This is a genomic window from Amycolatopsis jejuensis (genome assembly GCF_000717335.1).
GTDB lineage: Bacteria > Actinomycetota > Actinomycetes > Mycobacteriales > Pseudonocardiaceae > Amycolatopsis > Amycolatopsis jejuensis.
Map to the genome: position 1 here is coordinate 395,141 of NZ_JNYZ01000004.1, position 26,777 is coordinate 421,917.

29 protein-coding genes are annotated in these 26,777 nt (G+C 69.1%); 17 read left to right on the forward strand and 12 right to left on the reverse strand.

What is annotated here, in order from left to right; genetic code table 11:
• Positions 1-12 precede the first annotated feature (12 nt).
• Complete coding sequence (locus tag OO71_RS06475) at positions 13-873, reverse strand: alpha/beta fold hydrolase (RefSeq protein WP_033288657.1); 861 nt, start codon at positions 871-873, stop codon at positions 13-15.
• A 92-nt stretch (positions 874-965) separates the two neighbouring features.
• Positions 966-1,874, reverse strand: coding sequence for a LysR family transcriptional regulator (locus tag OO71_RS06480; RefSeq protein ID WP_033288658.1), 909 nt, complete (start codon positions 1,872-1,874; stop codon positions 966-968).
• A gap of 119 nt (positions 1,875-1,993) precedes the next feature.
• On the opposite strand from OO71_RS06480, the gene OO71_RS06485 reads away from it, so the two are divergent.
• Both OO71_RS06485 and OO71_RS06490 read left to right on the forward strand, forming a co-directional pair.
• Positions 1,994-2,845 carry an alpha/beta fold hydrolase gene (locus tag OO71_RS06485; protein ID WP_033288659.1) on the forward strand — a complete coding sequence of 284 codons (852 nt, stop codon included), beginning with the start codon at positions 1,994-1,996 and terminating at the stop codon, positions 2,843-2,845.
• A gap of 54 nt (positions 2,846-2,899) precedes the next feature.
• Positions 2,900-3,814, forward strand: a complete 915-nt coding sequence (locus tag OO71_RS06490) for a LysR family transcriptional regulator (RefSeq protein ID WP_051791116.1) — start codon at positions 2,900-2,902, stop codon at positions 3,812-3,814.
• 154 nt (positions 3,815-3,968) lie between these two features.
• Here the strand turns inward: OO71_RS06490 and OO71_RS06495 are convergent, their stop codons facing one another.
• Positions 3,969-4,562, reverse strand: coding sequence for a helix-turn-helix domain-containing protein (locus tag OO71_RS06495; RefSeq protein ID WP_033288660.1), 594 nt, complete (start codon positions 4,560-4,562; stop codon positions 3,969-3,971).
• 147 nt (positions 4,563-4,709) lie between these two features.
• Between OO71_RS06495 and OO71_RS06500 the strand changes: the two genes are divergently transcribed.
• The 5 genes from OO71_RS06500 to OO71_RS06520 are packed head-to-tail and all read left to right on the forward strand — an operon-like array spanning position 4,710 to position 10,349.
• Entirely contained in the window at positions 4,710-6,263 is a 1,554-nt protein-coding gene (locus OO71_RS06500; protein ID WP_033288661.1) for a hydantoinase/oxoprolinase family protein, read from the forward strand.
• Positions 6,250-7,323: an S-methyl thiohydantoin desulfurase family protein gene (locus OO71_RS06505; protein ID WP_245633583.1), complete on the forward strand. Its 1,074-nt coding sequence runs from the start codon at positions 6,250-6,252 to the stop codon at positions 7,321-7,323. The genes OO71_RS06500 and OO71_RS06505 overlap by 14 nt, the downstream gene beginning before the upstream one ends.
• Positions 7,320-8,525, forward strand: coding sequence for a metal-dependent hydrolase family protein (locus OO71_RS06510; protein WP_033288663.1), 1,206 nt, complete (start codon positions 7,320-7,322; stop codon positions 8,523-8,525). The genes OO71_RS06505 and OO71_RS06510 overlap by 4 nt, the downstream gene beginning before the upstream one ends.
• A gap of 24 nt (positions 8,526-8,549) precedes the next feature.
• The gene (locus tag OO71_RS06515) at positions 8,550-8,933 is read left to right on the forward strand and encodes a nuclear transport factor 2 family protein (protein WP_033288664.1); all 384 of its coding nucleotides are present in this window, start codon (positions 8,550-8,552) and stop codon (positions 8,931-8,933) included.
• 51 nt (positions 8,934-8,984) lie between these two features.
• Positions 8,985-10,349, forward strand: coding sequence for a purine-cytosine permease family protein (locus OO71_RS06520; protein WP_033288665.1), 1,365 nt, complete (start codon positions 8,985-8,987; stop codon positions 10,347-10,349).
• A gap of 366 nt (positions 10,350-10,715) precedes the next feature.
• On the opposite strand, the gene OO71_RS06525 is transcribed toward OO71_RS06520, so the two are convergent.
• Entirely contained in the window at positions 10,716-10,982 is a 267-nt protein-coding gene (locus OO71_RS06525; protein WP_033288666.1) for a hypothetical protein, read from the reverse strand.
• 560 nt (positions 10,983-11,542) lie between these two features.
• Positions 11,543-12,451, reverse strand: a complete 909-nt coding sequence (wzm, locus tag OO71_RS06530) for a galactan export ABC transporter permease subunit Wzm/RfbD (protein ID WP_033288667.1) — start codon at positions 12,449-12,451, stop codon at positions 11,543-11,545.
• 56 nt (positions 12,452-12,507) lie between these two features.
• Between wzm and OO71_RS06535 the strand changes: the two genes are divergently transcribed.
• Positions 12,508-13,821, forward strand: coding sequence for a class I adenylate-forming enzyme family protein (locus OO71_RS06535; protein WP_033288775.1), 1,314 nt, complete (start codon positions 12,508-12,510; stop codon positions 13,819-13,821).
• Here the strand turns inward: OO71_RS06535 and OO71_RS06540 are convergent.
• From OO71_RS06540 to OO71_RS06555, 4 genes are all read right to left on the reverse strand, one after another.
• Positions 13,808-15,409: a chloride channel protein gene (locus tag OO71_RS06540; protein ID WP_033288668.1), complete on the reverse strand. Its 1,602-nt coding sequence runs from the start codon at positions 15,407-15,409 to the stop codon at positions 13,808-13,810. The genes OO71_RS06535 and OO71_RS06540 overlap by 14 nt on opposite strands.
• A complete protein-coding gene (locus OO71_RS06545) occupies positions 15,406-15,870 on the reverse strand; it encodes a MarR family winged helix-turn-helix transcriptional regulator (RefSeq protein WP_033288669.1) in 465 nt (154 codons plus the stop codon). Before OO71_RS06545 ends, OO71_RS06540 begins: the two co-directional genes overlap by 4 nt.
• Before the next feature lie 59 nt (positions 15,871-15,929).
• The gene (locus OO71_RS06550; protein WP_033288670.1) at positions 15,930-16,385 is read right to left on the reverse strand and encodes a hypothetical protein; all 456 of its coding nucleotides are present in this window, start codon (positions 16,383-16,385) and stop codon (positions 15,930-15,932) included.
• Between the two features lie 176 nt (positions 16,386-16,561).
• Positions 16,562-16,756: a hypothetical protein gene (locus OO71_RS06555; protein WP_033288671.1), complete on the reverse strand. Its 195-nt coding sequence runs from the start codon at positions 16,754-16,756 to the stop codon at positions 16,562-16,564.
• Between the two features lie 171 nt (positions 16,757-16,927).
• Here OO71_RS06555 and OO71_RS06560 point away from each other — a divergent pair, with 171 nt between their 5' ends.
• Positions 16,928-17,899: an MCE family protein gene (locus tag OO71_RS06560; RefSeq protein ID WP_033288672.1), complete on the forward strand. Its 972-nt coding sequence runs from the start codon at positions 16,928-16,930 to the stop codon at positions 17,897-17,899.
• Here the strand turns inward: OO71_RS06560 and OO71_RS06565 are convergent.
• A complete protein-coding gene (locus OO71_RS06565; RefSeq protein ID WP_033288673.1) occupies positions 17,889-18,758 on the reverse strand; it encodes a class I SAM-dependent methyltransferase in 870 nt (289 codons plus the stop codon). The two genes, OO71_RS06560 and OO71_RS06565, sit on opposite strands and share 11 nt — an antisense overlap.
• Positions 18,759-18,997: 239 nt before the next feature.
• On the reverse strand, positions 18,998-19,912 hold the full coding sequence (locus OO71_RS06570) for a proteasome assembly chaperone family protein (RefSeq protein ID WP_033288674.1): 915 nt from the start codon (positions 19,910-19,912) through the stop codon (positions 18,998-19,000).
• Between the two features lie 132 nt (positions 19,913-20,044).
• Between OO71_RS06570 and OO71_RS06575 the strand changes: the two genes are divergently transcribed.
• The 4 genes from OO71_RS06575 (at position 20,045) to OO71_RS06590 (ending at position 23,408) form a co-directional block, all read left to right on the forward strand.
• Positions 20,045-20,578 (forward strand): PH domain-containing protein, encoded by a 534-nt coding sequence (locus OO71_RS06575; protein ID WP_033288675.1) that lies wholly within the window; start codon positions 20,045-20,047, stop codon positions 20,576-20,578.
• A gap of 74 nt (positions 20,579-20,652) precedes the next feature.
• Positions 20,653-22,098 (forward strand): PH domain-containing protein, encoded by a 1,446-nt coding sequence (locus tag OO71_RS06580; protein WP_156096206.1) that lies wholly within the window; start codon positions 20,653-20,655, stop codon positions 22,096-22,098.
• 63 nt (positions 22,099-22,161) lie between these two features.
• Entirely contained in the window at positions 22,162-22,917 is a 756-nt protein-coding gene (locus OO71_RS06585; protein WP_033288677.1) for an IclR family transcriptional regulator, read from the forward strand.
• Positions 22,914-23,408, forward strand: coding sequence for a GNAT family N-acetyltransferase (locus tag OO71_RS06590; protein WP_033288678.1), 495 nt, complete (start codon positions 22,914-22,916; stop codon positions 23,406-23,408). Before OO71_RS06585 ends, OO71_RS06590 begins: the two co-directional genes overlap by 4 nt.
• Before the next feature lie 288 nt (positions 23,409-23,696).
• On the opposite strand, the gene OO71_RS47085 is transcribed toward OO71_RS06590, so the two are convergent.
• The gene (locus OO71_RS47085; protein ID WP_051791119.1) at positions 23,697-23,972 is read right to left on the reverse strand and encodes a hypothetical protein; all 276 of its coding nucleotides are present in this window, start codon (positions 23,970-23,972) and stop codon (positions 23,697-23,699) included.
• Positions 23,973-24,280: 308 nt separating this feature from the next.
• Here OO71_RS47085 and OO71_RS47090 point away from each other — a divergent pair, with 308 nt between their 5' ends.
• The 4 genes from OO71_RS47090 to OO71_RS06605 all read left to right on the forward strand — a co-directional run bounded on the left by OO71_RS47090 (position 24,281) and on the right by OO71_RS06605 (position 26,688).
• On the forward strand, positions 24,281-24,532 hold the full coding sequence (locus tag OO71_RS47090) for a hypothetical protein (protein WP_051791121.1): 252 nt from the start codon (positions 24,281-24,283) through the stop codon (positions 24,530-24,532).
• 771 nt (positions 24,533-25,303) lie between these two features.
• Complete coding sequence (locus OO71_RS06600; RefSeq protein ID WP_342669915.1) at positions 25,304-25,924, forward strand: ATP-binding domain-containing protein; 621 nt, start codon at positions 25,304-25,306, stop codon at positions 25,922-25,924.
• Between the two features lie 165 nt (positions 25,925-26,089).
• Entirely contained in the window at positions 26,090-26,287 is a 198-nt protein-coding gene (locus tag OO71_RS48570; protein WP_084144753.1) for a hypothetical protein, read from the forward strand.
• The gene (locus tag OO71_RS06605) at positions 26,266-26,688 is read left to right on the forward strand and encodes a VOC family protein (protein ID WP_033288680.1); all 423 of its coding nucleotides are present in this window, start codon (positions 26,266-26,268) and stop codon (positions 26,686-26,688) included. Before OO71_RS48570 ends, OO71_RS06605 begins: the two co-directional genes overlap by 22 nt.
• Positions 26,689-26,777: the final 89 nt, after the last annotated feature.

Below are 26,777 nucleotides of genomic sequence, written 5' to 3' on the forward strand. Positions count from 1 at the left end.
AGCCCCGTTCGCTTACTTCCCGGCGAGAAATTCCTCCAGCGCCGCCAGCACTTCACGCGGCGCTTCCTCCGGCACATAATGCCCACCCGGGACCGCGCGCCCGCTCACCAGGTCCGGATCGGCGTGGTGCTCCTGCCAGATCTGCACCACCTCCCTCCCGGCAAGACCGCCCTCGGCACCCCACAACAGCAGCAACGGCGCCTGCACCCGAACCCCGCGCGCATGGTCGGCCTCGTCCCGCTCGAGATCCGTCGTGAACCCCGTCCGGTAATCCTCCAGCGACGCCCGCAAATGGCCCGGATCGCTGAACGCCTTCACGTAATGCTCGAACGTTTCCCGATCCACCGCACCGGTTTCGAGCACTCGCGCATAGAAATGCCCGAGATACGCCTCGACGTCCGCGGAGATCATTTTCTCCGCCAGCCCGGTCTGCCGGTGGAAAAACCAATGCCAGTTCGCGCTGGCCGAATCGCGGTCGAAGGAGTTCATCATCACGCGGGTCGGCAAAATGTCCAGCAACGCCAGCGCCTTGACCTCCTCGGGCCGGTCCAGCGCCCACCGATGGGCGACCCGTGCCCCCCGATCGTGCGCCGCGACGATCGCCGATTCGTGGCCGAAGTGGCGGATCAACTCACCCAGATCGCTTGCCGTGGCCCGTTTGTCGTACCCCGACTCGGCAAGCCCGGACGCACCGTAGCCACGCAGGTCCGGCACCACCACAGTGCGCCCCCGCGCGAGCGGCCCGGCGACGTACCGCCAGCACGCCCCGGTCTGCGGCCATCCGTGCAGCAGGACCATCAGTTCCGGTCCGTCGCCGATCACGCGGCAGGACAGTTCGACCTCGTCCAGCCGGACGCGCTCCACGGTGTCCATTCATTCTCCTTGGGGGGTAGACACAATTCGCGCCGCCATCGTCTCTGTACCCGCGGGCCGGTGCCAAGGAATCGGTGCCGCCCAGTGGCAATTCAGCGGGCGAGTACCTTGTCGAGCCGCGCGCCGACGGTCACGCAATTCTTGCGTACCACGTCGAGAAACGCGGCGAGCACCGGCGAGCGGTCCGTCCGCCGGAACGACATCTGCAGGTCGGGCAGCCGGGTGGCCGGGGTCACGTCGCAGAACCAGACGTCGCTACGGGCAATGCGCCGCATCCGCTGCGGACCCAGCCCGACTCCGACGCAGCACGCCGCCAGCCCGGCAATCGTGTGGATGTCGCGGGCCGTCGTCGCACCGTCCAAAACGGACGGGTCGAAAACCGGCCGGAGATAAGTGTTCGCCGCTTCCCGGCTCACCACGAGGTCCTCCCCGGACAGTTGCGCGACGTCCACCGACGCGCATCCGGCGAACGGATGCGCCAGCGACACGACGGCCACCAGCTGGTCCGCCCCGATCGGCACGGTGACGAGACTCTCCGTCCCGATCCCACGCGGATTGCCCCGGCCGACCGAGACGTCGAGCTCCCCGGCCAGCAGAGCGGCGGTCCCGTCGGCACTGTCGACGTCATGGAGCGCAAGCCGCACGTCCTGGTGTGTGCGACGGAACCGGGACAGCACCCCGGGCAGCGGGTCGAGCAGCGCCGAGCCGGTGAACCCGATCCGCAGCCGTCCGGTTTCGCCGCGGGCCGCCCGTCCGGCGTCGACCCGCGCGTGGTCCATCTCGGCAAGCGCAGTGCGGGCGCGGCTGAGGAACGCGTCCCCGGCCGCGGTCGGGAGCACCCCGCGGGAGGTCCGGTCGAAGAGCCGCTCGCCGATTTCCCGTTCCAGCGCGGCAATCTGCGTGGACAACGGTGGTTGCGCAATCCCGAGCGACGCCGCCGCGCGCCCGAAATGCCCGTGCTCGGCGAGGGCGACGGCGTACCGGAGATGACGGGCTTCCATACCCTCGACGATATCTCCGGCGTATCGTGGCGGCCCTCGTGAGATATCGCACTGGATCGCGGTGCGGTGCTCGGGTGAGCTGATCGTCGTCCGTATCCCGCTGTTCCAGAAGGACTCTCGTGAGCACATCGGCTGAAACCGTCGTCCTCTTCGTGCCCGGCGCCTGGCATTCGGCACTGCACTGGGCCGCGACCCAGCGGGCACTGGCCGGCCGCGGGCTCGCGTCGGTCGCGCTGGACCTGCCCGGCGCGGGTCCGGACGCGCCCCTCCCGAGCGGGTACCTGCTGCCCGGCCAGCCCGGTCTGGACACCGAAAAGTCCGCGCTGGCGGACGTCACGATGCAACACTGCACGGACGTCGTCCTCGATGCCCTTCGCGAGGTCCGGCCGCGGTACCGCAACGTTGTCCTGGTGGCACACAGCGCCGGTGGTGCCCCCGCTTCCGCCGCCGCCGAACAGGCCCCTTCCCTGGTCGACCACCTCGTCTACGTTTCGGCTTTCGTCCCGGCCGGGCGGCCACGGTTCGCGGACTACATCGGCGCGCCGGAAAACGCGTCCGCAGTCCAGGTCCCGACCCTGTCCGACCCGGCGGAGCTGGGTGCGTTCCGGATCAACCCGCTGTCCCCGGACCCGTCGGTGACCAGCGTGATCCGCAACGCCTTCCTGAACGACCTGCCCGCGACGGCCCCCGGCACGTGGCGGCAGTTCCTCGTGCCGGACCACCCGTACTCGAGTTTCACCACCCCGGTCCCGCTGACGCCGGGCAGCTGGGGCCGGGTCCCGCGCACGTACGTCCGCCTCGCCGACGACCTCGCGCTGCCCCCGGTGACGCAAGACCTGATGATCACCGAGGCGGACGCACTGACCCCGGATTCCCCCTTCCAGGTCCGGACCCTGCCGGGTGGGCACTCCCCGTTCGCCACCCGCCCGGCCGAGCTGGCCGCCGTGCTGGCGGACATCGCGACCGGCTGAGTCCCCGCGAACCTCCGCTCCCCGCGGTACCTTCCCGGGGAGAGGAGGCGACGGATGGAGCTGAGGCAGGTCGAGCATTTCCTGGCCGTCGTGCGGCACCGGAGTTTCACCCGCGCGGCCCAGGACGTGCACGTGGTCCAGTCGGCGCTGAGCGCGTCGATCCGAAAACTCGAGACCGATCTCGGCGCCGAGCTCTTCGACCGCACCACCCGCCGCGTCACCCTGACCCCGGCCGGAGAAGCCCTGCTCCCCCTGGCACACCGCATCGAGGGAGACGTCGAGTCGGCGCGAGGCGAGGTCGCGGCGGTCACCGGGCTGAGCCGTGGCCGCGTGTCGATCGGCACCATCCAGACCCTGACCGTCCTCGACCTGCCCGCCCGGCTCGGCGAATTCCGTACCCGTTACCCGGGAATCCGCATCAGCGTCCGGGAGGGCACCATCCCCGGCCTCACCGCCGCGGTGGCCGCCGGCGAGCTGGATCTGTCCTATGTGGGCGGTCCGCTCCCCGAGGAGCTCACCGAATTCGGGCGATGGCACCAAAACCTGGTTCTGCTGACCTACCCCGGGCACCGGCTGGCGAACCGCCGCCGCATCCGGGTCGCCGACCTCGACGGCGAACCCTTCGTCGACTTCACCGGCAGCGGCCTGCAAGCACTCGTCGACCGCGCCTTCACCGAAGCAGGCGTCCGCCGGGATCAGGTGTGCGAGGCGTCGCACGTGCCGCTGCTGGTCGACCTGGTCGCGGCAGGCCTGGGAATCACCGTGGTCCCGGAGCAGGTCGCGGAGCGGTCCGGACTGCCGTTCGCCCGCGTCACCCAGCCGACGCTCGCCCGCACCATCCACCTCACCGGCCGCTCGGCACGCCTCACCAACCCCGCCGCCCGCGCGCTCCTTGACCACCTGCTCGCACCAGCACCAGCCCGAACCCGACCAGACCGAGCACCAGCGCCACGGTCGTCATCCCGGTAATCCCGGCGACGAAAGCCAGCGCAAACGCCCGCACCCCGAACCGGCGCAGCAACCGCACGACGTCCGGCGCCTCCTCCGATCCGGTTTCCGATGTCATGGCACCGAGTATCAGCCCGCTGCGAGCAGTCAGTCCAACGCATGTTTTCGCTGCCATTCAGCGACGGAATCGATCAGCCGTACCACCTTGTGACAGCACGGAAATCACCTCCGCCTCGGTTTCCCCCGACGGGTTCGCCAGCCGGTGCCGCCGTCCGCCGCGAAGATAAATGCTGTCGCCTGCCGACAGTTCCACCATGGTCTCCCCGTCGTCGAGCACGACCTCCGCCGCGCCGCGGACGACGTGCACCCACTCCTCGCCGTCGTGGATCGCGTCCTCCGGCATCCGCGAACCCGGTTCCAGCAGGGCAACCCCGGCCAGCAGGGTGCGCCGGGTGTCCGGGGACGCCATGAAAACGCCCATTCCCGGCGCCGGACGGTAGAGCAGCCGCCGTTCGGTGCCCCGCACCACGGACTCCTCCGCCTGTTCCCGCGGCGGCACCAGATCGCCGAGATCCGCGCCGTACAACGTGAGCAGCCGGTGCAGGCGGCCGAAGGTGATGTCGTTGGTGCCGTTCTCCACCAGCGACAGGAACGACTTCGAGATCCCCGTCGCGAGCGCCACCTGCTGCAGCGAGAGCCCGCGCTGCTTGCGGAGCGCGCGCAGGTACGGCCCGATCTCGGGCGGCGCGTCGTCGGAAGGCTTCGTCATGGACGGCAACGATACCCGGACGTCCAGTTTACTGGAAACTCCAGCCTGATTACTGGACGCAACTCCTTGACCAGCCCTCCGCAGGCTCGTACTCTGTGCCGAAGTTCAATTTACTGGACACCAGGTTTCACTTACTGGAGGACTTCGATGCGCATCGGAATCGACGTCGGCGGTACCAACACCGACGCCGCCGTGCTCGACGGTTCCCGGATCGTCACGTGGGCGAAGACCGCCACCACCGGCGACGTCCTCACCGGCGTCGCCGAGGCACTCGCGACCGTGGTCGGCCGGGTCGGCACGACCGGAATCGACGCGGTGGTGATCGGCACGACGCAGTTCCTCAACGCACTCGTCGAGGCTCGCCGGCTCGACCCGGTCGTCGTCCTGCGGATCGCGACCCCGCCGCAGACCCTCGAACCGCTCGTCGACTGGCCTCCCCGGCTCGCCGCCGCCGTGCGCGCGGAGACCCACGTGGTCGCCGGTGGGCACCAGTTCACCGGAGAACCGTTGCAGGCACTGGACGAGGACCGCATCGTCGAGATCGCGCGTGCTTCCGGCCCCGACCGGCAGTACGTCGTCAGCGCCACGTTTTCGCCGGTGAACCAGGAGGCGGAAACGGCTGCCCGGGACGCGATCCGCCGGGTACATCCGCACGCTTCGGTCACCCTGTCGCACCAAATCGGCCGGCTTGGCTTGCTGGAACGGGAAAACGCGGCGGTGCTCAACGCGGCGCTGCGCCCGCTCGCGGACCGGGTCGTCGACGGGTTCACCGGCGCACTCGCCACCCTCGGCCTCGACGCGCCGCTTTTCCTTTCCCAGAACGACGGCACGGTGATGAACCTGACGCTCGCCCGTGAGTTCCCGATCCTCACCATCGCGTCCGGCCCCACGAACTCGATGCGTGGCGCGGCTTTCGAATCGGCAGAGCCCGACTGCCTCGTCGTCGACGTCGGCGGCACCACCACCGACGTCGGGCTGCTGCAGGGCGGCTTCCCGCGGGAGTCGGCGATCGCGATCGACCTCGCCGGGGTCCGGACGAACTTCCGCATCCCCGACGTCGTTTCGCTCGGCATCGGCGGCGGCAGCCTGGTACGGGAGGAATTCGTGGGTCCGGAAAGTGTCGGCCACGAACTCACCACGCGCGCGCTCGTCTTCGGCGGCGACACCTTGACTCTCACCGACGTCGCCGTCGCCGCCGGTCTCGCGGACATCGGTGACCCGAGCCGGGTCGCCCATCTTGCTCCGGACTTCGTCACCCGCGTGATCGACCACGTCCGCGGCCGCATCGCCGAAGCCGTGGAACGCGCCAAGCTCAGCGCCGAACCCATCCCGCTGGTCGCGGTCGGCGGCGGTGCCTTCGCAGTCGGACGGGAGCTGCCCGGCGTCACCGAGGTACTGCATCCCGAACATTCACCGGTCGCGAACGCGGTGGGCGCGGCGGCCGCGAACGTCGGCGGCGAGGTCGACCAAGTCTACTCGCTCGCCGAACGCACGCGGGAAAGCGTGCTCACCGAGGCCCGCGAGAAAGCCCGTACTCGCGCCATCAAGGCCGGTGCGGTGGCGGCGACCGTTCGCATTGTCGACGAGGAAGACCTGCCGCTCGCCTATCTGCCGCACGCGACGCGAGTGCGCGTCCGGGCGGTCGGCGACATCGGTTCCTTCGTCCGTTCGAATGAGGAGCAGGCACATGCAGCTCGATGAGACGGTGCTCGACGACCTGGTGCTGGGCGCCACCATCCTCGCCGCGGGCGGGGGCGGTGATCCGTATCTCGGCAAGCTGATGGCCCGGCGGTCGATCCGCGAGCACGGCCCGGTGCAGCTGCTCGACGTCGCCGAGGTACCGGATGACGCCCGGATCGCGTTCGTCGCCGGGATGGGTGCGCCGAGCGTCGTGATCGAAAAACTGCCGCGGGCCAGTGAAGTCGTCGCTGCACTCGACGTGCTGGAGGAGCATCTCGGGTACCGGTTCACGCATCTCGCGCCCGCCGAGGCTGGTGGGTTGAACGCGGTCATCCCGGTCACCGCGGCGGCGCTGCGCGGAATTCCCATGCTCGACGCCGACGGGATGGGCCGTGCGTTCCCCTCGCTCGACCTCGTGACCCCGGCGCTCTACGGCGCTTCCACCACGCCACTGTCCCTTGTGGACGAACATGGCAACCGCGTCGTGATCACCACGGAAACCGGGGATTGGGCGGATCGGGTCGCCCGGGCGGTGATGATCACGTCCGGCTGCGTGATGATGTCGGCGCTGTACCCGATGACCGGCGCGCAAGCGAAGGCATGGCTGGTCCGTGGCGCGCTGAGCCTCGCGACCCGGCTCGGTGAGGTGGTCCGCACGGCCCGGGAGCGGCACGAATCGCCGGTCGACGCGGTGGTCGCGGAACGCGGTGGCGCGCGGCTGTTCGACGGCAAGGTCGTCGACGTGCGCCGGGCCACCGAGGGCGGCTGGACCGTCGGGGAAGCCGTGCTGCAGGGGCTGGATTCGTTCGAGGGCCGGGAATTCCGTCTCGGTTTCCGCAACGAGTACCTGGTGGCGTCGCGCGACGGCGGCATCGTCGCCACCACCCCGGACCTGCTGATGGCGCTGGAACTCGAGAACGGCACGCCGATCCCGGCCGAGGAAATCCGGTACGGCTACCGGGTCGCGGTGATCGGGCTGCCGTGCGACGAACGCTGGCGCAGCGAAGCGGGCTTGCGGGCGGCCGGGCCGCGGAGGTTCGGCTACGACGTGGACTTCTCGCCGGTGGAGGCTGCCGGATGACCCGGACGATTCTGCGTGGTGGCAAGGTTTTCGACGGCAGCGGCGTTGCCGACGGCGACGTGGTGCTGTCGGCCGGCCGGATCGTCGACGTCGGCCCCGGCCTGGACGGTGACGAGGAGATCGACGCCACCGGACTGACCGTGCTGCCCGGGTTCATCGACTGCCACGTACACCTGATGTTCTCCGGCGTCGACCCGTTCCGGATGCAGCATGAGCCGTTTTCCTACCAGTTCTACGCCGCCGCCCGGAACCTCGCGACCACTTTGGACACCGGAGTCACGACAGTCCGCGATGCGGGTGGCGCCGACGCGGGCGTCAAGAAAGCCTTGGCAGACGGGCTGATCGAGGGTCCGCGGCTGCGAACCGCCATCACCGTGCTCGGCCAGACCGGCGGCCACACCGACGGCTGGAGCGCGAGCGGCGAGACGGTACGGCTGCTCGTCCCGCACCCCGGACGGCCCGGCATGATCGTGGACGGACCGGACGAAATGCGCCGCCGGGTCCGCGAACTCGTGCGGGCAGGCGCCGACGTCATCAAGATCTGCACGTCCGGCGGAGTGCTTTCGCCGAGCGACGACCCCCGGCACGCGCACTTTTCCGCCGAGGAGATCGCGGTGTGCGTAGCCGAGGCCACCGCCGCCGGGCTCGACGTCATGGCCCACGCACAGGGCGAGGCCGGGGTCAAACAGGCGATCCGCGCCGGAGTCCGTTCGATCGAGCATGGCGTATACCTCGACGACGAGGCCATCGATCTGTTGCTGGCCAACGGAACCTGGCTGGTCCCGACCCTGATCGCCGGTCGCACCCTCCTGCGCGACGCGGCCGCGGGCGCGGTTCGGCTGCCGTCCGCAGTGCTGGAGAAAGCCGAAGCGGTGGCTTCTGCGCACCTGGAATCGATCCGTCGCGCCGTCGACGCGGGGGTACCGATCGCACTCGGCACCGACAGCGGCGTCTTCCCGCACGGCGCAAACCTCGACGAACTGGAACTGCTGACCGAAGCCGGACTGTCCTCTTCGGACGTACTGCGCGCAGGAACCTCTTCGGCAGCACGGCTTCTCGGGCTCGACGACGGCACCGGCACCGTCGAACCCGGCAAGGCCGCGGACCTCGTACTGGTGCACGGCGATCCCCTCGACCTCACCGGTTACCGCAAACGCATCGCCCAGGTCTGGCAGGACGGCCGTCTGGTACGGGCTTTCTGAATTCGATCCCCAGGAGGATTGGTCATGGCACCAGCACCGGAAGAAGTACTCACTTTGGCGAAAGAGTGGCTCGCGGCAGGACACCGCCGGGACACCGAATTCATTGCCGCACATTCGTGGACCGAAGACGACAATTTCGTGCACACCGTCGCCTCCGGCCCGGACAGCGCACTTTCCCTCGGCGATTTCCTGCAGCACCTGCGGGAATATGATCCCCGCGAGGTAGTCCTTTCGAATCCCCGCGGTTTCGCTTACGACGATTTCGCCTGGGTCTTCGACACTCCACACATCGATCTGCTGGACGAGGGCGTGCTCGAAGCGCGTTTCACTGCGGTCCTGCGCCACGTCGAGGGGGAATGGAAAGTAGTGCACGCGCATCTCTCCGAAGGCGTTGCACACCAAGCATAACCTGCTTTTCCGGGGGATCCACCATACATTCACCCATCCCTGGAGGCTGCCATGAAATCGGCGGGTTCTGACGATTTTTCCCTCACCCGGGTCCCGGCCGGCGCTCGTCGCGCATGGTTCGGGATCGCGGTCCAGCGATTCGGCCAGCTGTCGGCACTGATCCAATTCCTGATCGGTGCGACATTGGGGTTCGGCATGTCGTTCTGGACCGCATTCTGGGCGCTCACGCTCGGTGCATTGGTGATCGAACTGGTCTCGGTATTGGTCGGAGTGATCGGCGTACGGGAGGGTCTGCCGACCGCGCTGCTGGCCCGCTGGACGGGCTTCGGCACCGGCGGCGCCGCCGTGCTTTCACTGATGCTCGGCCTCACCATCACGTTCGCCTTCGGCGTACAGTCCGGCGTTTCGGCCCAGGGCTTGGTCGCCCTGTTCGGCGGACTTCCTTTGTGGACGTGGGCAATCGTGTTCGGCTTGGCGGTAACCGGCATCGTGCTGTACGGCATGACCTCAATGGCCTGGACCGCCTACCTAGCGGTCCCGGTGTTCCTCGGCCTGGTCGCCTGGTCGATCGGCACTGAATTGTCGCGACATTCGCTGTCCGAACTGGTGGCCTCGCAGGCCCCCGGCCCACCGATGAGCCTGGGACAGGGAACCGCACTGGTCGCCGGTTCGTTCATCGTGGGGGCAGTGATCACGCCGGACATGGCGCGGTTCAACCGCAACGCCCGAGACGTCGTCAAGCAGACCGTCGTCGGCGTCACCCTGGGCGAATACGTAATCGGCCTGGCCGGTGTCCTACTGGCACACGCCGCCGGTTCGAGTGACGTCATCGCGATCATCGTGTCAGCAGTCGGCTGGGTCGGAGTCCTGGTGATCCTGCTGGGAACGATCAAGATCAACGACTGGAACCTGTACAGCGCCAGCCTGGCCCTGGTGTCCTTCATCGAGACGATCTTCGGCCGCAAAGTCCACCGCGGCGCAGTAACCATCGCCGTCGGCATACTGGGCAGCATCGCGGCGGCGTTCGGTGCGCTCGATTGGTTCACGCAGTACTCGGTCGCACTGGGCTACCTCTTCCCGCCGGTCGCAGGGATCATGCTGGCGGAGTACTTCGTCGTCCGCGCATTCCGCCCGCTGCTGGACGCAAGCCGCACTTCGGGACAACTGCCGCCGACCGCGCCACGCTGGGTACCGGCAACCCTGGTGGTATGGGCGCTGTCGGCACTGGCAGGTGCGCTGCTGGACCTGGGAAGCCCGAGCATCACCGCCTTGGTGACCGCCTTCGCGCTGTACGCGGTGGCGGGAAAGCTGGGCTTGGTCCGGCCGGTGGGGCCACCCGCAGTTGAGCCCGAGTCGGCCGGTTCCCCGGGACGTCCGGCTCCGGCTCCGGCTCCGGCTGAGGAACACCCCGCCTGATGTGAGCCGCCGCACGTGCGGGCCCGCCTGACCGCAACCTCGCCGGGCGGGCCTGCCTGACCGCAGCCTCACCGGGCGGGCCCGCCTGACCGCAACCGCACAGCACGGCCCACTTCACCACGACCGCACAGCGCGGGCCCGCCTGACCGCAGCCACAGTCCGGACCTACCCGAACGCAACCGCGCAGCGTGGCCCGCCTGACTGCAACCGCACAGCACGGCCCACTTCACCACAACCGCACAGCGCGGGCCCGCCCGAACGCAGCCACAGTCCGGACCTACCCGAACGCAACCGCGCACCGCCAGCCTGCCTGACCGCAGCCGCCCAGCGCGGGCTGCGACACCGTCCCGGCAATTGCCCCGCCGGTCAATCAGGGTTCCGCCGTGCCGAATCCTCCCGCGGGTGAGGCATCGGACGTTGCCGGGCGATCGGGTACCGGGCCAGCGGGTGCGCCTCGTCGAGCCGATGCCGAGCCCGGCGGGGCAGGTCGTCGGACGGCGACACCCACCGGCGCGAAGCGGCCTGCCCCGCGACCTCGCCGGACGAGCGGGCCCGGGCCGCACGGCGCAGGAACAGCAGCGCCAGGACCACGAACACCGCGGCACCGGCCGCCAGGAGCCACCAGCCTTGCATGCGTCCTCCCGTCGTGGGTGGTCGCACGCAAGGGTGCCCGCTCCCCCCGCCACGAGCGGGGACGTCCACACGCCCGGGTGACACTCGGATCGGGGATTGCCAACCGCCCCGGTGCCACCGATCTCGACAGCCGACCTCGGCCGCCTCGCCGACCGCCCCAGTACCGCCCATCTCGACAGCCGATCTCAACCGCCCCGCCGACCAGCTTCGCCTGCCAGCCTGACCAGACATCCCGCCAGCAGACCTCACCAGCCTCGCCCGCCAAACTCAGCGGCTAGCCCAACCAGCCAACCCCGCCAACGGTCCGGCGATTACCCACCACCCCGGTTCCACCAACCCCACCAGCCAACCCCCGCCGACCTCAGCTGCCATCCCGCCACCCGACCTCAGCCGCCAGCACAGCCTGCCAACCTCCGCCGCCCCCGCCGACCTCAGCTGGCATCCCGCCACCCGGCCTCAGCCGCCAGCCCAGCCAGCCACCCTCTCCGCCAAGCCAAGCCAAGCCAACCCAAGCCCGCCCCACTCACCGACCGCCCGTAACCCCCGAGCAGCACAACCCCTCAAACCCAATAAGGCACCCGCGCCCGATAATTCCGCAGTACCAGCAACGCAAGGGTCCACCCCACCACCGTCACCGCGCCCACCACCGTCCAATGCGTCCAGCTCTGCTGCTGTCCCACCAGTGGCGCGCGCACGATTTCCACGAAGTGGTACACCGGGTTCAGCTGCAGCAGATCCACCGCAACCGACCCGAATCCGTCCCTCGAGGTCTGGTTCATTGCGCGTACCTGGTCCATCGACCACATGATCGGCGTCGCGTAGAAGAGCATCGTGATGAAGCTCTGGATCACCGGCGGCACGTCACGAAACCGCGTGGACACCACCCCGAACAGCAGCACCACCCACGCACCGTTGATCATCACCAGCGCGAGCGCCGGCACCGCGAGCAGGATCGTCCAGCTCAGCCCGGGATGCAGCAGCGCACCCGGCCGGTCCACCAGGTGGTACGGCTGCGTCAGCTTCCCGAAGAAGATCGCCAGCACGATCACGTACACCACGAGGTTGTGCGCGAGATACAACGTCTGCCGCCACACCGTGCGCAGCGCGTACACCGAAACCGGCGCCGGAAGCTGTTTGATCATCCCTTCGTTTTCGATGAACGTCGACGAACCCTCAACGATGCAGCCGTTCATGAAGTTCCACAGGATCAGTCCGGTGGTGATGCTCGGCAGCAGCGTGGAAATGGACGTGCCGAACAGCGCGGAGTTGACCACGCCCAGCGCGAGCGCCGTCACCGCCATGCCGACGGTGATCCACAACGGACCCAGCGACGACCGGCGGTACCGCTGCTTGATGTCCTGCCACGCGAGCAATGCCCACAGTTCCCTGGCGCGTACTCCGGCCTGCAGGTCGGCGAACGCGCGGCGGAAGCTTTTCGAGGCCGCGTCGATCGCGGGCGGAGCGGTCATACTGCGAACGTAGCCGGGATCCGCGGTCCCGGCCAACACGCCGCTACGGTGTGCCGGTGAGCTTTTTCCTGTCCCGCGTCCTTTCCGCGCTCCGCGACGGCGGCGAAACCGTGCTGTTCCACCACGACGGCACCACGATGACCTACCGCGCCGCAGCAGACCTGCTGACCCGGCTGTCCGGCGGGCTCACGCAGTACCGGAACATGATCGCGATCGACGCCCCCAACCGGCCGGAGGTCGTCCTCACCCAGCTCGCCGCCCAGCTACGCGGGCTGGAAGTGGTGCTCATCGCCGCGTCCGCAAGCCGTCCGGCCCGCGCGGCCGCCCTCGCCGCCACCGGCGCCACCCTCCTCACCGATACCGATCTCGACAGTCTTGCAAAAAGTCCGTCCATTCCGGACTCCCTCCCCGACCGCGTCACCACCATTTTCCCCAGCGGCGGCACCACCGGAACCCCCAAACTCATCCGGCACAGCGGCATTTACGACGGCATGGCCCACATCTTCCGCCCGGACGGCACCAAAACCGCCCTCGTCACCGCACCGCTCACGCACATGACCGGCAACGCCGCCGTCCTCGGCGCACTGTGCTGCGGAAATACCGTGGTACTGCACCGAGAATTCAACGCGACCGAAGTACTGGCCGACATCGAACGACACCGCGTCACCACACTTTCCCTTACCCCACCAAGACTCGCCACACTCCTGCAACAACAGTCCACAACGGACACGTCAAGTGTGCAACAGCTTTCCCTCGGCGCCGCACCCCTGCCGCCACAACGAATGGCCGAGGCGCTCAAGAGGTTCGGACCAGTCGTCGGCCAAGGTTACGGTCTCACCGAAGCCCCGATGATCGCCAGTATTTCCGCGGAAGAAGTCCTCGCCCGCCCCGAGCTGCTCGGGTCCGTCGGCCGCATCGTGCCCGGAATGGAAGCCCGGATCGAAAACGGCGAGGTTCTCGTCCGCGGACTGTCCATGATGGACGGTTACCACGGCAGCCCGCCCATCGGCGACGGCTGGCTGCACACCGGCGACCTAGGCCACTTCGACGCCGACGGTTACCTCTTCCTCCACGACCGCATCGACGACGTCATCATCACCGGCGAGCACGGCACCAAGGTCGCTTCGACCACAGTGGAGCAAGCACTTCTCAGTCACCCCAACATAACCGCGGCCGCCGTGGTCGCCAACGGAGACCGGCTGCACGCCGTGGTCGTCGCCAAGACCAGGACCACCACAGAAGAGCTCAAGGCCCACGTTCACCAAGAACTGGGAAAAGAGCATTTCGTACCGTCCACAGTGGAGTTCCGAGCAGAACTCCCCCTCACCCCAGTGGGCAAAGTGGACAAACGACAGCTCATCCCACGTTGACCGACCGCCCCAGCAACCGCTCCCGATGATGCTCCTCGTGCAGATCCCGTCGCCGCGCATGCAGCAGCTGCGCCAACGTCACCTCGCCGAGCACCCGCGAAGGATCGTGCCGATCGACCACCAGCGCATGCGTCGTGTGCCCGAGCGCCAGCTCGTTCGCGACATCCCGCAGCGTATCGTCGGAATACACCACGACCTTGCCGGACACATCCGCATCCGGTTGGTGCGTCATGACTTCATGCACGAAGAACGTCTCAAGTGGATCAGTCGTGTACTCGCGAGTGAGGTGCAGGCGACGCCGCGCGATCTTCTCCGTCAGCACGGAACGCTTGAGCAGCAACACCGACAGCGCATACGCGGAGAACGACGCCACCACGAGCGGCAGCAGATAACTCCAAGCGTGCGTAAGCTCCAAAGTGAACACAATGCCGGTGAACGGCGACCGCATCACGCCGCCGACCACCGCCGCCAGCCCGCAGGTCGCCCAGAACCCCGGTGCGACATGCGGCAACAGCCCGCCTTCGGCCGCCCCGAGCGCGGCGCCGATCATGAACACCGGCGCAAGCACGCCACCGGACGTCCCGGACCCCAGTGACAGCGCCCAGATCAGCGTTTTCACCACGAGAATCCCGACGATCAGCGACGCCGTGGCGTGACCGGTGAGCAGCGTGTCGATCACGTCGTACCCGACGCCGAGCGCATGCGGTTCGATCAGGCCGCCGACCCCGATCACGAGACCGCCGATCGCGGGCCACCACATCCAGTGCACCGGCAGCCTGCCGAAGAGGTCTTCGGCGAAGTAGACGAGGGCGGTCGCACCGATCGCCAGCAACCCGCCGGTGAGGCCGGGAATCAGCGCGAGTCCGTCGGCGAGCGGCCCTGGCCCGGAACCGGTGACCGGAACACCGAAGATCGGCCCGGTACCGAGCAGGAATCCGCGGCACACGGTCGCCACCGACACCGCGGCGGCCACCGGCACGAGGCTGCGCGGCCGCCATTCGAAGAGCAGCAGTTCCACCGCAAGCAACACCGAGGCGAGTGGCGCGTTGAACGTCGCCGCCATCCCGCCCGCGGCACCGGCGACGAGCAGCGTCTTGCGCTCGTCGGCAGACAGCTTCAGCCCCTGCGCGAGAATCGACCCGACCGCACCGCCGGTCATGATGATCGGCCCCTCGGCCCCGAACGGCCCACCGGTGCCGATGCTGACCGCCGCGGACACCGGCTTCAGTACCGCGACGCGCGGCGCGACGCGGCTGCCACCGGTGAGGATCGCCTCGATCGCTTCCGGCATGCCGTGGCCGCGGATCTTCTCCGACCCGTACCGCGCCATCAAGCCGATCACGAGCCCGCCGACGACCGGCGCGAGCAGCACCAGGAACCACGGGTGATGCTGCGCGCCCGGCGCGACGAGATCCGTGGCGACCCGCTGGTAAAAGACCAGGTTGGTGATCAGGCCGATGAGCTTGAGTAGCGCGTACGCCGCCACCGCGGCCGCGCCGCCGACCGGTAACGCGATCGCGGTGATCAGGAGCATCCGCGGGTGGACAGCGAAGTCGCCGAGATGCGCGGCCCGCGCCGTACCCTTCACAGCCGTCCCGGCCCGGCCGTGGGCACGCCGGGTGCCGCTTCCGCCGCGGAAAGCAGGTCCCGCATCGCCGCCGATACCGCCGAACGCCGCGTCACCGGCACCTCCGCCAGCAGTTCGGCCAGCCCGCGATGCCTCCGGTCGACCACGCCGGCCACGACCTCGCGCCCGGTGTCGGTGACCTCGACCGTCACCACGGTCCGCCGGTGCTCGTCCTCGCCGCGCACGACGTACCCGTGCGCCTCCAGCTTGTCCGCCAGCCGGGTGACCGACGAGGCGTTCACGCCCATCGCCTCGGCCAGCCGCGAACACGGCACGCGACCGAGACTGTCGAGCACCACGAGCAACCGCACCTGCGGAAACGTGACCCCGCGTGGGGCAGCGTGCGCGCTGTCCCACGCCACGGCGACCAGCACCCGGGTCAGCCGTTCGAGGTCGGCCACGTCTTCGGACAAAGCTTGCATAGTGCAAAAGTTGCTATAGACAATGCCCGTGGTCAAGGGTGCGTTCGGTCACGCCGGTTTCACACCAGCAGCGCCGTGAGGCATCGCTCGAGATCAGCCCACCATCCGGCAGGCGGCACGTCCCGCGGCTGGAGCGCAACCACCTTCGCGACGAGATCCGGCCGGTTCTCGCGCCAGGCGTAGGCGAGCAGCTCGTCGTAATGCTCGCGAGGCAGCCACCCCTGTTCCCGGCCGGTCTCGAGCCGGAAGAGCTGGCGCGCGAGGTCGACACTGCTTCGATCCAGACTACGAAGTTCGCCGGCAAGCCGTTGCGCTGCTTCGAAATCCCCCGCCCGCACACTGTGCACAGCGAGGAAAAGCGTGGTGACGGCCAGAATGTCCGACCGGTGCACCCCGCCCTCCGCGGCCAGATGCTCGGCCAGCTGGAAACTGCGTTTCCGCTGCCCGTGGTGCAAGGTTTCCGCCAGCGCCTGCCGTTGCCGGCTGAGGTAATCGTCTTCATCCAGGTACCGCACAGCGTCCCTCCCCTTACGGCCCGGTCCCGACCCGAACCGCCTCCCTGTACAGGATGCTCCACCAGGGTGACAGATACGTCGGCCGGACTCAGCCGTTCGGAGCAAACGCTGCCACCCGCGGGCAGGACCATTTCCTATCCGGCCCGCAGGGGAATTTTCCCCGAACCGGACGAAACTCAGGCGACCTCGGTGCGGCTGCCGCCGGGGGTGTGCAGCCCCAGCATGTCCAGCAGCAGTGCGCATTCCCCGGCGTCCTTGGCCCGGGATGCGACTGCCAGCGCTGCCTTGCGGCGGCGTTCCTCCTGGCGGGCCATGTCCGTGTCGTCCACGAGGTCCGGTGCCGGGTGCAATCCGGTGGTCAGGTCTCGCATTGGTGGCTCCTCCCCGTTCCGCTTCAGCGAACGTTCCCCGCGCTCGCTGTCACCCGTTCAACGGCGCAGCGGCGCCGGATGTTCCGATGACCCCGGTCACGTCCGGACCGTCCTCTGTGGACCTCCCCGTTCGGGTGATCCGAGTGGCCTCACTCACGTGGGTGAGCCACCATCCCCGCTGTGTCTCCCGTGCGCACCGCCCTCGCCGGGCTGACCGTGCTGGCGCTCGCCGTCGTGACCGCGTTGCAAGCCCCGAATCTGCCGGTGATCGGCGACGGCACCGCGTACGCCGCCGAGTTCAGCGAAGCCGCCGGGCTTCAGGCGGGCAACGACGTGCGGGTCGCGGGGGTGAAAATCGGCCGGGTGTCGCGGATCGCCCTCGACGGGGCATCCGTGCGGGTTTCGTTCCGGGTGTCCGGTGCGTGGCTCGGCGACCGGACGTCGGCGTCGATCCGGATCAAGACCGTGCTCGGCCAGAAGTACCTCGCGCTCGACCCGGCGGGTGACGCGTCGCTCGACCCGCAGCTGCCGATCCCGCGCAGCCGCACCACCGTCCCGTACGACGTGTTGCCCGCGTTCCGCGACCTGGCCACGACGGTCGACCGCATCGACACCACTCAGCTGGCGCACAGCTTCCGCACGATTTCCGACACCTTCGCGCACACCCCCGCCGACGTGCGCGCCACCCTCACCGGCCTCTCCCGGCTGTCGGACTCCGTCGCCTCCCGCGACGCGAAACTGTCTCACCTGCTCGCCGGAACGCGCACCGTCTCGGCCACCCTCGCCGACCGCGACACAGCACTGACCCGGCTCATTACCGACGGAAACCAGCTGCTCGACGAGGTCCGTACCCGCGAATCGGCAGTTTCCGAACTCCTCGACGGCACCCGCAAGCTGAGCCGGGAACTCGCCGGTCTCGTCGCCGACACCGACCTCGACCCGGTACTCACCCAGCTCGACCGGCTCACCGCGCTGCTCGAACGCAACCGCGACTCGCTGGCCGAATCGGTCCGGAAACTCGCCCCGCTCGTCCGGCTCGCCGCGAATCTCACCGGCAACGGCCGCTGGATCGACGGTTACCTGTGCGGCCTGCTGCTCCCCGCCGTCGGACCGCTCAACGAGCCCGGTTGTTTCAGTCCATGAGCCCCGGTCCGCCGGTGATCCGCACGGTGACCTGGTTGTCGTTGTAGGTGTAGGCCTCGTAGGTGTACTCGACACCGGTCTTCTCGACGTGCTCGGTCCAGGCCCGGTATTCGTGCCGCTTCCAGCCGGGGAAGTTGAAGAACTCGTCGAAATGCACGATGCTGCCCGGCCGCAGCCGCGGGCCGACGTTGTCCAGCACGGTTTTCGCGGAACTGTAGAGATCGCCGTCGACGTGCACGAAATCCACCGGTCCGGAGTGCTTCTCCAGGAATCCGGGCAGGGTGTCGCCGAACAGGCCGACGACCAGCTCGGCACCGGGTACGTCGGGCAGGTCGTCGCGCGCGAAGGCACCGGCGGGCATGCCGTTGAGCCAGGCTTCGGGAAGCCCGTCGAACGAATCGAAGCCGTACACCTCGGTCGCCTTGCGGGCCGCCGTGATGGTGCGCAGCGTGTTGCCGGTCGCGACGCCGAACTCCAGCGCCATTCCGCCGGTGGGCGCGAGCGAAAGCGCGTACTCGAGCGTCTCTTTCGGGCTCCCGAAATGCCGCGCCCCGATCAGGCTTTCCCGCGCGAAGACGTTGCTCTCCAGCGCCGCGTCCTGGTCTCCGGCGTACACGATGTCGCGGCGGCTGCGGATTTCGAACTCGACCACCCGATCGAGAAGCCGATCCCCCTGCCGGACGATCTCGGCCCGCAGTTCTTCGCGGGTCCGCTGCAGCTCGTCCCGCAGCTCGGCCAGCCGGGCGGAATGCGGATCATGCAGCCGGGCCGACGCTCCCCGCAGCACCCGCCCTGCCCTCCGGCGCAGTGCCGGGCCCAGTTTTCTTGCCGTCAAACGATCTTGGGGCTCCTGGTTCATCCGGGGACGATAGCCGACAATGCGGCGACGCTCCGAAGGGGCCGCTTTTACCCCGTCCGGCGGCCGAGCGCTGCTTCCCGGTCACCCGCCACACCCACCCCGGCTGCCTCCCCGCAACGTGCGGACGCCACTATGTCCCGCGTGGCGATCTTGGCAGCCCGGCTCTGGTGGGCCTGGCAGACGGTCCGGTCCGCAGGCATGGCTTACCGCGCCGCGGCGCAGCGCCCTGCCCCCCGAGATCAGCGTTCCTGACTGTCGCCACCCTGTTCGGCGAGGAACGCCTCGAACTGCGACCCCAGTTCCTCCGCCGTCGGCAGATGCTCCTGCGATTCGGCCAGCAGGCTCTGCCCGGACGCCTCGGCGAACGTGTCGTACTGCCGTTCTAGCGCCCGCACCACGTCGGCGACCTCGTCGGATTCCGCGACCTGCCGGTCGATCTCCGCGTTGGCCACCTCCGACGCCGCGCGCAGCTCGCCGTCCGGCAGCCGCAGCCCGGTGGCACGGCCGATCGACTCCAGTACCTGCAGAGCGGCCGCCGGGTACGCCGACTGGGCCAGGTAGTGCGGCACGTGTGCGGCGAAGCCCATCGCGTCGTGGCCCCATTCGCCGAAGCGGTACTCCAGCATCGCGGCGGCGCTGCCCGGCACCTGCATTCGGTTGGGCAGCGGCTGGTGGTCGCCGATGAGGCTGTCGCGGGTCGCATGCGTGGTGACGCCAAGCGGACGCGTGTGCGGGGCACCCATCGGAATCCCGTGGTAACCCACGGTGAGCCGCACACCCCAGCGCTCCACCAATTGCCGCACCGCGGCGGCGAACCGCTCCCATTCGTGGTCCGGTTCGGGGCCGGACAGCAGCAGGAACGGGGTCCCGTCGGTGTCGTGCATCAGGCGGATGGCCAGCTCGGGGGCCTCGTAGTCCTCCCAGTGGTCCACTGCGTAGGTCATCGACGGGCGCCGCGACCGGTAGTCGATGAGGCGGTCGACGTCGAAGCGCGCGATGACCCGGTTCTCGATCTCGCCGGTGAGGTGGTCGGTGACCAGCCGCCCGGTCGACCCCGCGTCCATGAAGCCCTCGAAGAAGTGCAGGAGCACGGCTCCGTCCAGGTCGGGGACGTCCGAGTCCACCTCGTACAGTTCCTCGGGATCGAATCCCACCGGATCCTCCTGCTGCTCGCTTGCACGGACGTATCGACCTACAACGCGCCCCGGCCGCGAATCCATCCCGCGCGCGGCGGAAATAGTAACGCGCTGCATCCGAAGACGACCCGGATCGGGGCAAGGTGACACTTGTCGTGGGCACCGGCTCGCCCGATCGGGCACTCTGAGCAGGTGAACACCAACGTGTTGCGGCCTCCTGCGCACCGGGTCAGCCGGCGGGCGATCGGCCACTGGGCGGCGTCGGCAGGTGTCGGCTGGCTGCTGGTGATCGGCGTGCAGGCGGTGGTGGTCGCGACCGCGGACGACCCGCCGTCGTGGCTGACCGTGACGCTCGTGATCGCCTGCGTACTCGCCCCGCTGCACCTGCTCGTGATGCCGCAATGGCGTTACCGCGTGCATCGCTGGGAGACGACCGCCGAGGCCGTCTACACGCAGTCCGGCTGGCTGAAGCAGGAATGGCGGATCGCGCCGGTGTCGCGGATCCAGACGGTGGATGTCGAACGCGGGCCGCTGGAGCAGGTGTTCGGGCTGGCGCGGCTCACCGTCACCACCGCGTCCGCCGCCGGGCCGCTGCGGATTTCCGGGCTCGACTACGGCACCGCGGTCGCGCTGGCCGACGAGCTGACCCGCACCACCCAGGCCGTGCGGGGCGACGCGACGTGAACGCGACCGCGCCGTCCGCGCCGGTTTTTGCCGAAGGGACCGCCGAGGCGCCGTGGCACCGGCTCGACCGCCGGATGCTGCTGATCCGCCCGGTGCTCGACCTGGTCCGGTCGCTGCCGCTGCTCGTCGGCGCGCTGTTGCTGGGGCACGGCAACAACTGGCAGTGGATCGGTGTCGCGGCGACCGTGGTCACCGTCGCCACCGGGATCTCGCACTGCCTGACCTCGCGCTACCGCATCACCGCGACCCAGGTCGAATGGCGGACCGGGCTGCTCCTGCGCAAGCAGCGCGCGGTGCCGCGCGACCGAATCCGCACTGTCGACGTGGTTTCGGAACCGAAACATCGGCTGTTCTCCCTTTCCGCGGTGCGAATCGGTACCGGACGACACGATCACGGCAAAGGCCCCGGCAAGGACCAGCTCGTGCTCGACGCGGTGACCCACGAGGAAGCCGAGCGGCTGCGGACCTTGCTGCTGCACCGGAAACCGGCCGAAGCGGCTGCTCCGCCGGAGTCGCTGGTCGCCGAGGTCGACAAGCGGTGGGTGCGGTACGCGCCGTTCACGCTGTCCGGGCTCGCGGTGGTCGGGGCGATTCTCGGCACCGTTTACCAGTTCGCACGCGAGCTGCACTTCGATCCGGTGCGGTTCGGGCCGCTGCGCGAGCTCACGTCGCGGGTACTGGCGCAACCCGTGTGGATGACCGTCGTCTGGGCGGCGGCAGGGTTGCTGCTGGTGGTGTCGGTGCTGTCGATCGGCGGGTACGTGCTGTCGTTCTGGAACTTCCGGCTCACCCGCGAACCCGGCGGCACGCTGCACATCCGGCGCGGGCTGGTCACGACGCGGTCGGTGTCGATTGAAGAAGACCGGCTGCGGGGCGTCGAGCTCAAGGAACCGTTGCCGCTGCGGATGGTGGGCGGCGCGAAATGCGTTGCGGTGGCGGCGGGACTGCGGGAAGGCAAGGGCGCGGACCGCGGCGGCGGGCTGCTGCTGCCACCGGCGCCGGTCGCGCGGGCCCGGGAAGTGGCGAGCGAGGTGCTCGGCGAGGACATCGCGAAAGTCCCCCTCGCGCGGCATCCCCGGGCGGCGCTGACCCGGCGGATCAACCGGGCCGTCCTCGGCGTGCTGGCGCTCGCGGCCGCGTTGTTCGCGCTGGCGTGGCTGGACGTGCTGCCCGCCTGGCCGTGGCAGACGGCGCTCGTCCTGCTGCCGTTCGCGGTGCTGGTGGCCGTCGATCGGTACCGCGCGCTCGGGCACGCGGTGACCGGGCGGTACCTCGTGACGCGGACGGGGTCACTCGCCCGGGGGACCGTGGCGGTACGGCGTGATCGGCTCACCGGGATCGTGGTGCAGCGGTCGCTGTTCCAGCGCCGGGCCGGGCTGGTGACGGTGATCGCGCCGGTTGCCGCAGGACGCGGGCACTACCACGTGCCGGACGTTGCCGAGGGCGCCGGTCTCGCGCTCGCCGATACGGCCGTACCCGGACTGCTGACGCCGTTTCTCGTCCCCCCGGAGAAGCCCTGACCTGTGGTAATTTACCGACGCGTTCGTCACTGAATCCGTTTGTGGCCACGAAGAGGTTTCAGGATGCCGGACACCGGACCCCGCCGGACGGCTGGCGCGAGCAGCTCGCGCAAGGTGCTGCAGCTGTTGCTGTCGTTCTCCGAACAGCGCTGGGAGGCCAGCGTCGCGGAGCTGGCCGAGATGATCGGCAGCCCGGTCGCCACCACGTACCGGTATGTGCAGCTGCTGAAAGAACTTCAGCTGCTCGAAGAATCCCGGTCCGGGCGCTACCACGTCACCAGCCGGGTGATGCCGCTCGCGCGTGCCGCCCGGCTCGCGAACGACCTCGCGCGGCTCGCGCGGCCGATGATGGAAGAGGCCGCGCGCGACCTCGGCGAAACCATTCTGCTGTTCCAGCATTTCGGGGAATTGGCGGTGTGCAGTGACCGCGTCGAATGCGACCGGGCCATGCGGTTCACCTTTCAGCCGGGGCATTCCATTCCGCTCGGCGTCGGCGCGACCGGGAAGATGCTGCTCGCCCTGCTGCCCGACGGCGAACGCGAACGCCAGGCCGCCCGGATCGCCCGTGAACGCGGCTCCGAGGTCCGCGATGATCTGAAGCATGCCCTGGTCAACCGGTATGCGCAGAGCTGGGGCGAGATCGAGGACGGCGTGTGGGCCTGCTCGGTGCCGGTGGACGCGGACCGGCTGCGGCCGAGTGTTTTGAGCCTCGTCGGACCGGCCACGCGCATCGGTGACGCCGAACGGGAAAGGGCGATCACGACGTTGCGCGGATATGCCGAGCAAATCGTCAAAGTGATTTCCGAGTATTCGGTGTGATCCGACTCGCGACGCGGGCCGACCTGGTTGCGCTGCCGGCTCTCGAACGGGCCGCCGGAGAACCGTTCCGGGCGATCGGGATGTCCGAAATCGCCGATGACGCACCGCCTTCGGTCGAGGAACTGGTCCCATTCCAGTCCGGCGGACGCTGCTGGGTGTACGCGGAGCCGACGGTCGTGGCGTACGCGATCGCCGAGGAGGTCGACGGTTTCGGGCATGTGGAACAGGTTTCGGTACTGCCCTCGCACGCTCGCCAGGGATTGGGGCGGGCGTTGATCGACACGGTCGGCGAGTGGGCGGCGGCGCGGGGGTTGTCCGGGCTGACGCTGACGACGTTTGCCGACGTGCCGTGGAACCGGCCGTACTACTCGCGGCTCGGATTCCGGGTGTTGCCTCCGGAGTCCTGGGGACCGCAGCTGCGCGCGATCCGGCAGGCGGAAATCGCACGTGGGCTGGACCGATGGCCGCGGGTGGCGATGCTGCGCGGCTGAGGCCGCCGGAAAGACGGGCACTCTCGATGTCCCTGGTCATCGGAGGGAGCCCGATGGTGGCCGAACAGGAGTACTGGACCGGCCTGTATGCGCAGGTGGATGCCCTGCGCGCGGAAGCAGCGGCCTAGTTCTGGCCGTCCGAGCTGCGGCGGCTGGACCTGCAGGACCGCCGCCGGATCTACCTCGGCAGGCTGCGCCTGTTCGACGGCGACGAACCACTGCTCCTCGACTGCGCCCGGCCGTTCCACCCGGCAACGATGGCCGCCCCGCAAGGCGCGCGACGACGCATCACGACCCGCAGCCGGACCGGTCGTCACCCTGGACGACGAACTGCTCGACCCAGCTGCCGCGACCGACGACGTCCTGGTCGGGGAAGCCGCCCTGATGGCCGCACTCACCGCGGAGCGAACCGGCCAGATGCGCTCCGCGGTGACCACGCAGCAAGCCGAACAGGACCACCCCGGGGTACTGGTGGTGCAGGGCGGTCCGAACCGCCGTTGCCCGGCATCGGCTTGCGCTGCGGTACCCGCGGCCGTACCTGCGGCGCCGCGGCGTGCTGGTCATCGGCGACGTGTTCCTCGACCAAGTCGGGCAGGTACTGCCGAGGATGGGCGAGAACGCGGTGGTGACGTCGACTGTCGCCGGGTTGTATCCGGGCGTTTGTTCCGGGATTGACACCCCGGAAACCACGCACGCGGGAATGACCCGGCAGATGGCGGCGGCGGTGCGGTCGCGAGTGCAGGTCGGTGCTGTCGAAGTCTCGTTCGAAGACGACGTGCTGCGGCTGGATCGGGACGCTCACCAGCGGGCGGTGAATGCCGCTTTCCGCACGAGCTTGCAGCACGACCAGGCCCAACTGGTGTTCCGGCAGCGTGCTGGCGCAGGTCTTGATCGACCGGATGGAGGGGGTGGTGTTCGCGGAAACCGGCGAGTCCCTGGCCGGAGGTACCGCCGACGGACTCCTGAGCCCCGCAGACCTGCACGCCCTGGCCGCCGCAGGGGTAACCGTCGAGGACGACGGCCCACGACAGCTGATCGACGAGACGGACGCGGCCCGGCTGCGAGATTCCCTGCCGGCCGATGCGGGGTGGCCGGTGCTTTGGATGCGGTGTGGCCTGCTTTGACAGCGGAGGAGTGGTGGCCGGGTTGCTCCACGTTTCCGCCGGGAACTGGAGTACGGCGGATGTTCCGTTACTGGATGAAGCGGCGGCGGTGCTGGGTGCCGGTTTTGGTGGTGGTTCGGGTTCGGGTGGTGGTTCGAGTTCTGACTCCGGCGGCTGCGACGGTCCAAGTTCCGGCACCGGTGCGGGTTCCGGCACCGGCGCCACCGCCGCTCCCGATAGCAACGCCAGGCCCGGACTCCGGTGCCAGTGCCGCTCCCGACCCCAGCGCCACCGCCGCTTCCGATGGCAGCGCCTGGCCGGACTCCGGCGCCAGTACCGGTCCCGACCCCAGCGCCACCGCCGCTTCCAGCTCCGGCCCCATTGCCGATCCCAACTCCGGCGACGGTGCCAGTTCCGATGGCAGCGCTGAACCCGATTCCGGTGGCGTTTCGGCCTCCGGTGGCAACACCGGTCCCGACTCCCGCGGCAACGCCGGTCCCGAAGCCGGTTCCGGCTCCAGCGCCCATGCGAGTCCGGGCTCCCACGTCAGCGCCGCTTCGGTTCGGGCAGCAGCGCCGTTTCCCGTTCCGGTTCAGGCTCCAGTACTGGTGCGGACTCCGCTGGCAGTGCCGGTTCCGGCAGCACCGGCTCCGGCTCCCGCGGCGGTGGCGGTCCGAGCTCCGATGGCACCCCCGGTTTCCCCTCCCGCGACGGTGCCGGTTCGGGTTCCGATGCCCGACGGACGTTCGGCCACGTGGTCGTCGACGAGGCGCAGGAGCTGTCCGAAATGGCGTGGCGGATGCTGATGCGCCGTGCCCCACGCGGTCGATGACGATCGTCGGCGATCTTGCGCAGACCAGTACCCCGGCAGGCGCGTCCTCGTGGGCGGACGTGCTGCAGTCGCATGTGGACGGTCGATGGCGGATGGCACAGCTGTCTGTCAACTACCGTACTCCGGCCGAGATCATGGCCGCCACCACCGAATTGTTCGCCGCGCATCATCCGGGCCTCGAGCCGCCCCGGCCCGTTCGTTCTTCGGGTGTGGCGCCTTGGCGGTTGCGGACCACGCTTGCTTCGCTACCGCAGGTGGTCGCCGATCCCGGTTCGGAGCTGGGTCCCGGACTCGCGGTAATCACGCCGCCACGCCATCGCAACCGGTTGACGACGGCGCTGTCCGTGCCCCTTGAGCCGGACCTGACCAGACCGCTTGTCGTACTGACGCCCGCGCTGGCCAAGGGGCTGGAGTTCGCCGCGGTACTGGTCGTCGATCCAGCCGAAATCCTCGCGGAACCGTTGGGGCACAACGACTTGTACGTAGCCATGACCAGGGCGACCCAGCAGCTGGGGATCGTGCACCCCGGTCCGGTACCGGCGGTACTGTCGGGGGTCGCCGACCGTTCCCACGCGGGTTGATCCACCCACTCGGGCGGTCCGGGTCGCTCGGGAGGGGGACCTGGATTGCGGAGGAATTCGAACACGTGTTCTACTGGGGAAGCCGGCCTCGGAGGGGGAAGCTCCGCGGGCCGGCACCTGGTCATTTCCCGATCCCCAGCAGCACCAGTCGTGTCAGGAGGCACCGTGGCGGTCAAGATCACCCACCTCGCCAGTGGTCAGCAGGTCCGCTTCGCGAACGCGGACGGCGCCCGCCGCTACGCCGAAATCATGGGCGGCGGGGTGGACAAGTGGCGGTTCACCATCGTCCCCGGAGAACCAGCTGCACCGAAAATGTCGGGGGCGGTGGTTAATGTCCCGGTATGGCGTATGACTTCCAGGTGACCGTCGATTCGGCGGAACCGCACGTGCTCGCCGGCTGGTGGGCGGAAACCCTCGGCTGGGACGTGGAGCCGACCGATGAGGCGTTCATCCGCGAGATGGTCGCCAAGGGCTACGCAACCGAAGCCGACACCACCACCCACGCCGGAGCCCTGGTCTGGCGCACCGGCGCGGCAATCACCCACCCCACCACCGGACGGCGGATGCTGTTCCAGCTGGTACCGGAAGGAAAGACGGTGAAGAACCGAGTACACCTGGACGTCCGCCTGGCAGGCGACGACGTCCAAGCCACGGTCCAACGCCTCACCTCCCGGGGAGCGACCTTCCTGCACGAGGGGCAACAGGGACCGACGAAGTGGGCGACACTGGCCGACCCGGAGGGAAACGAGTTCTGCGTAGGGTGACCGCGGCGCCGACGGCGGGGCGACCGGGCTGACGGAGGAGCTGGGCCTGTCTCTTATACACATCTCCGAGCCCACGAGACTAGGCATGA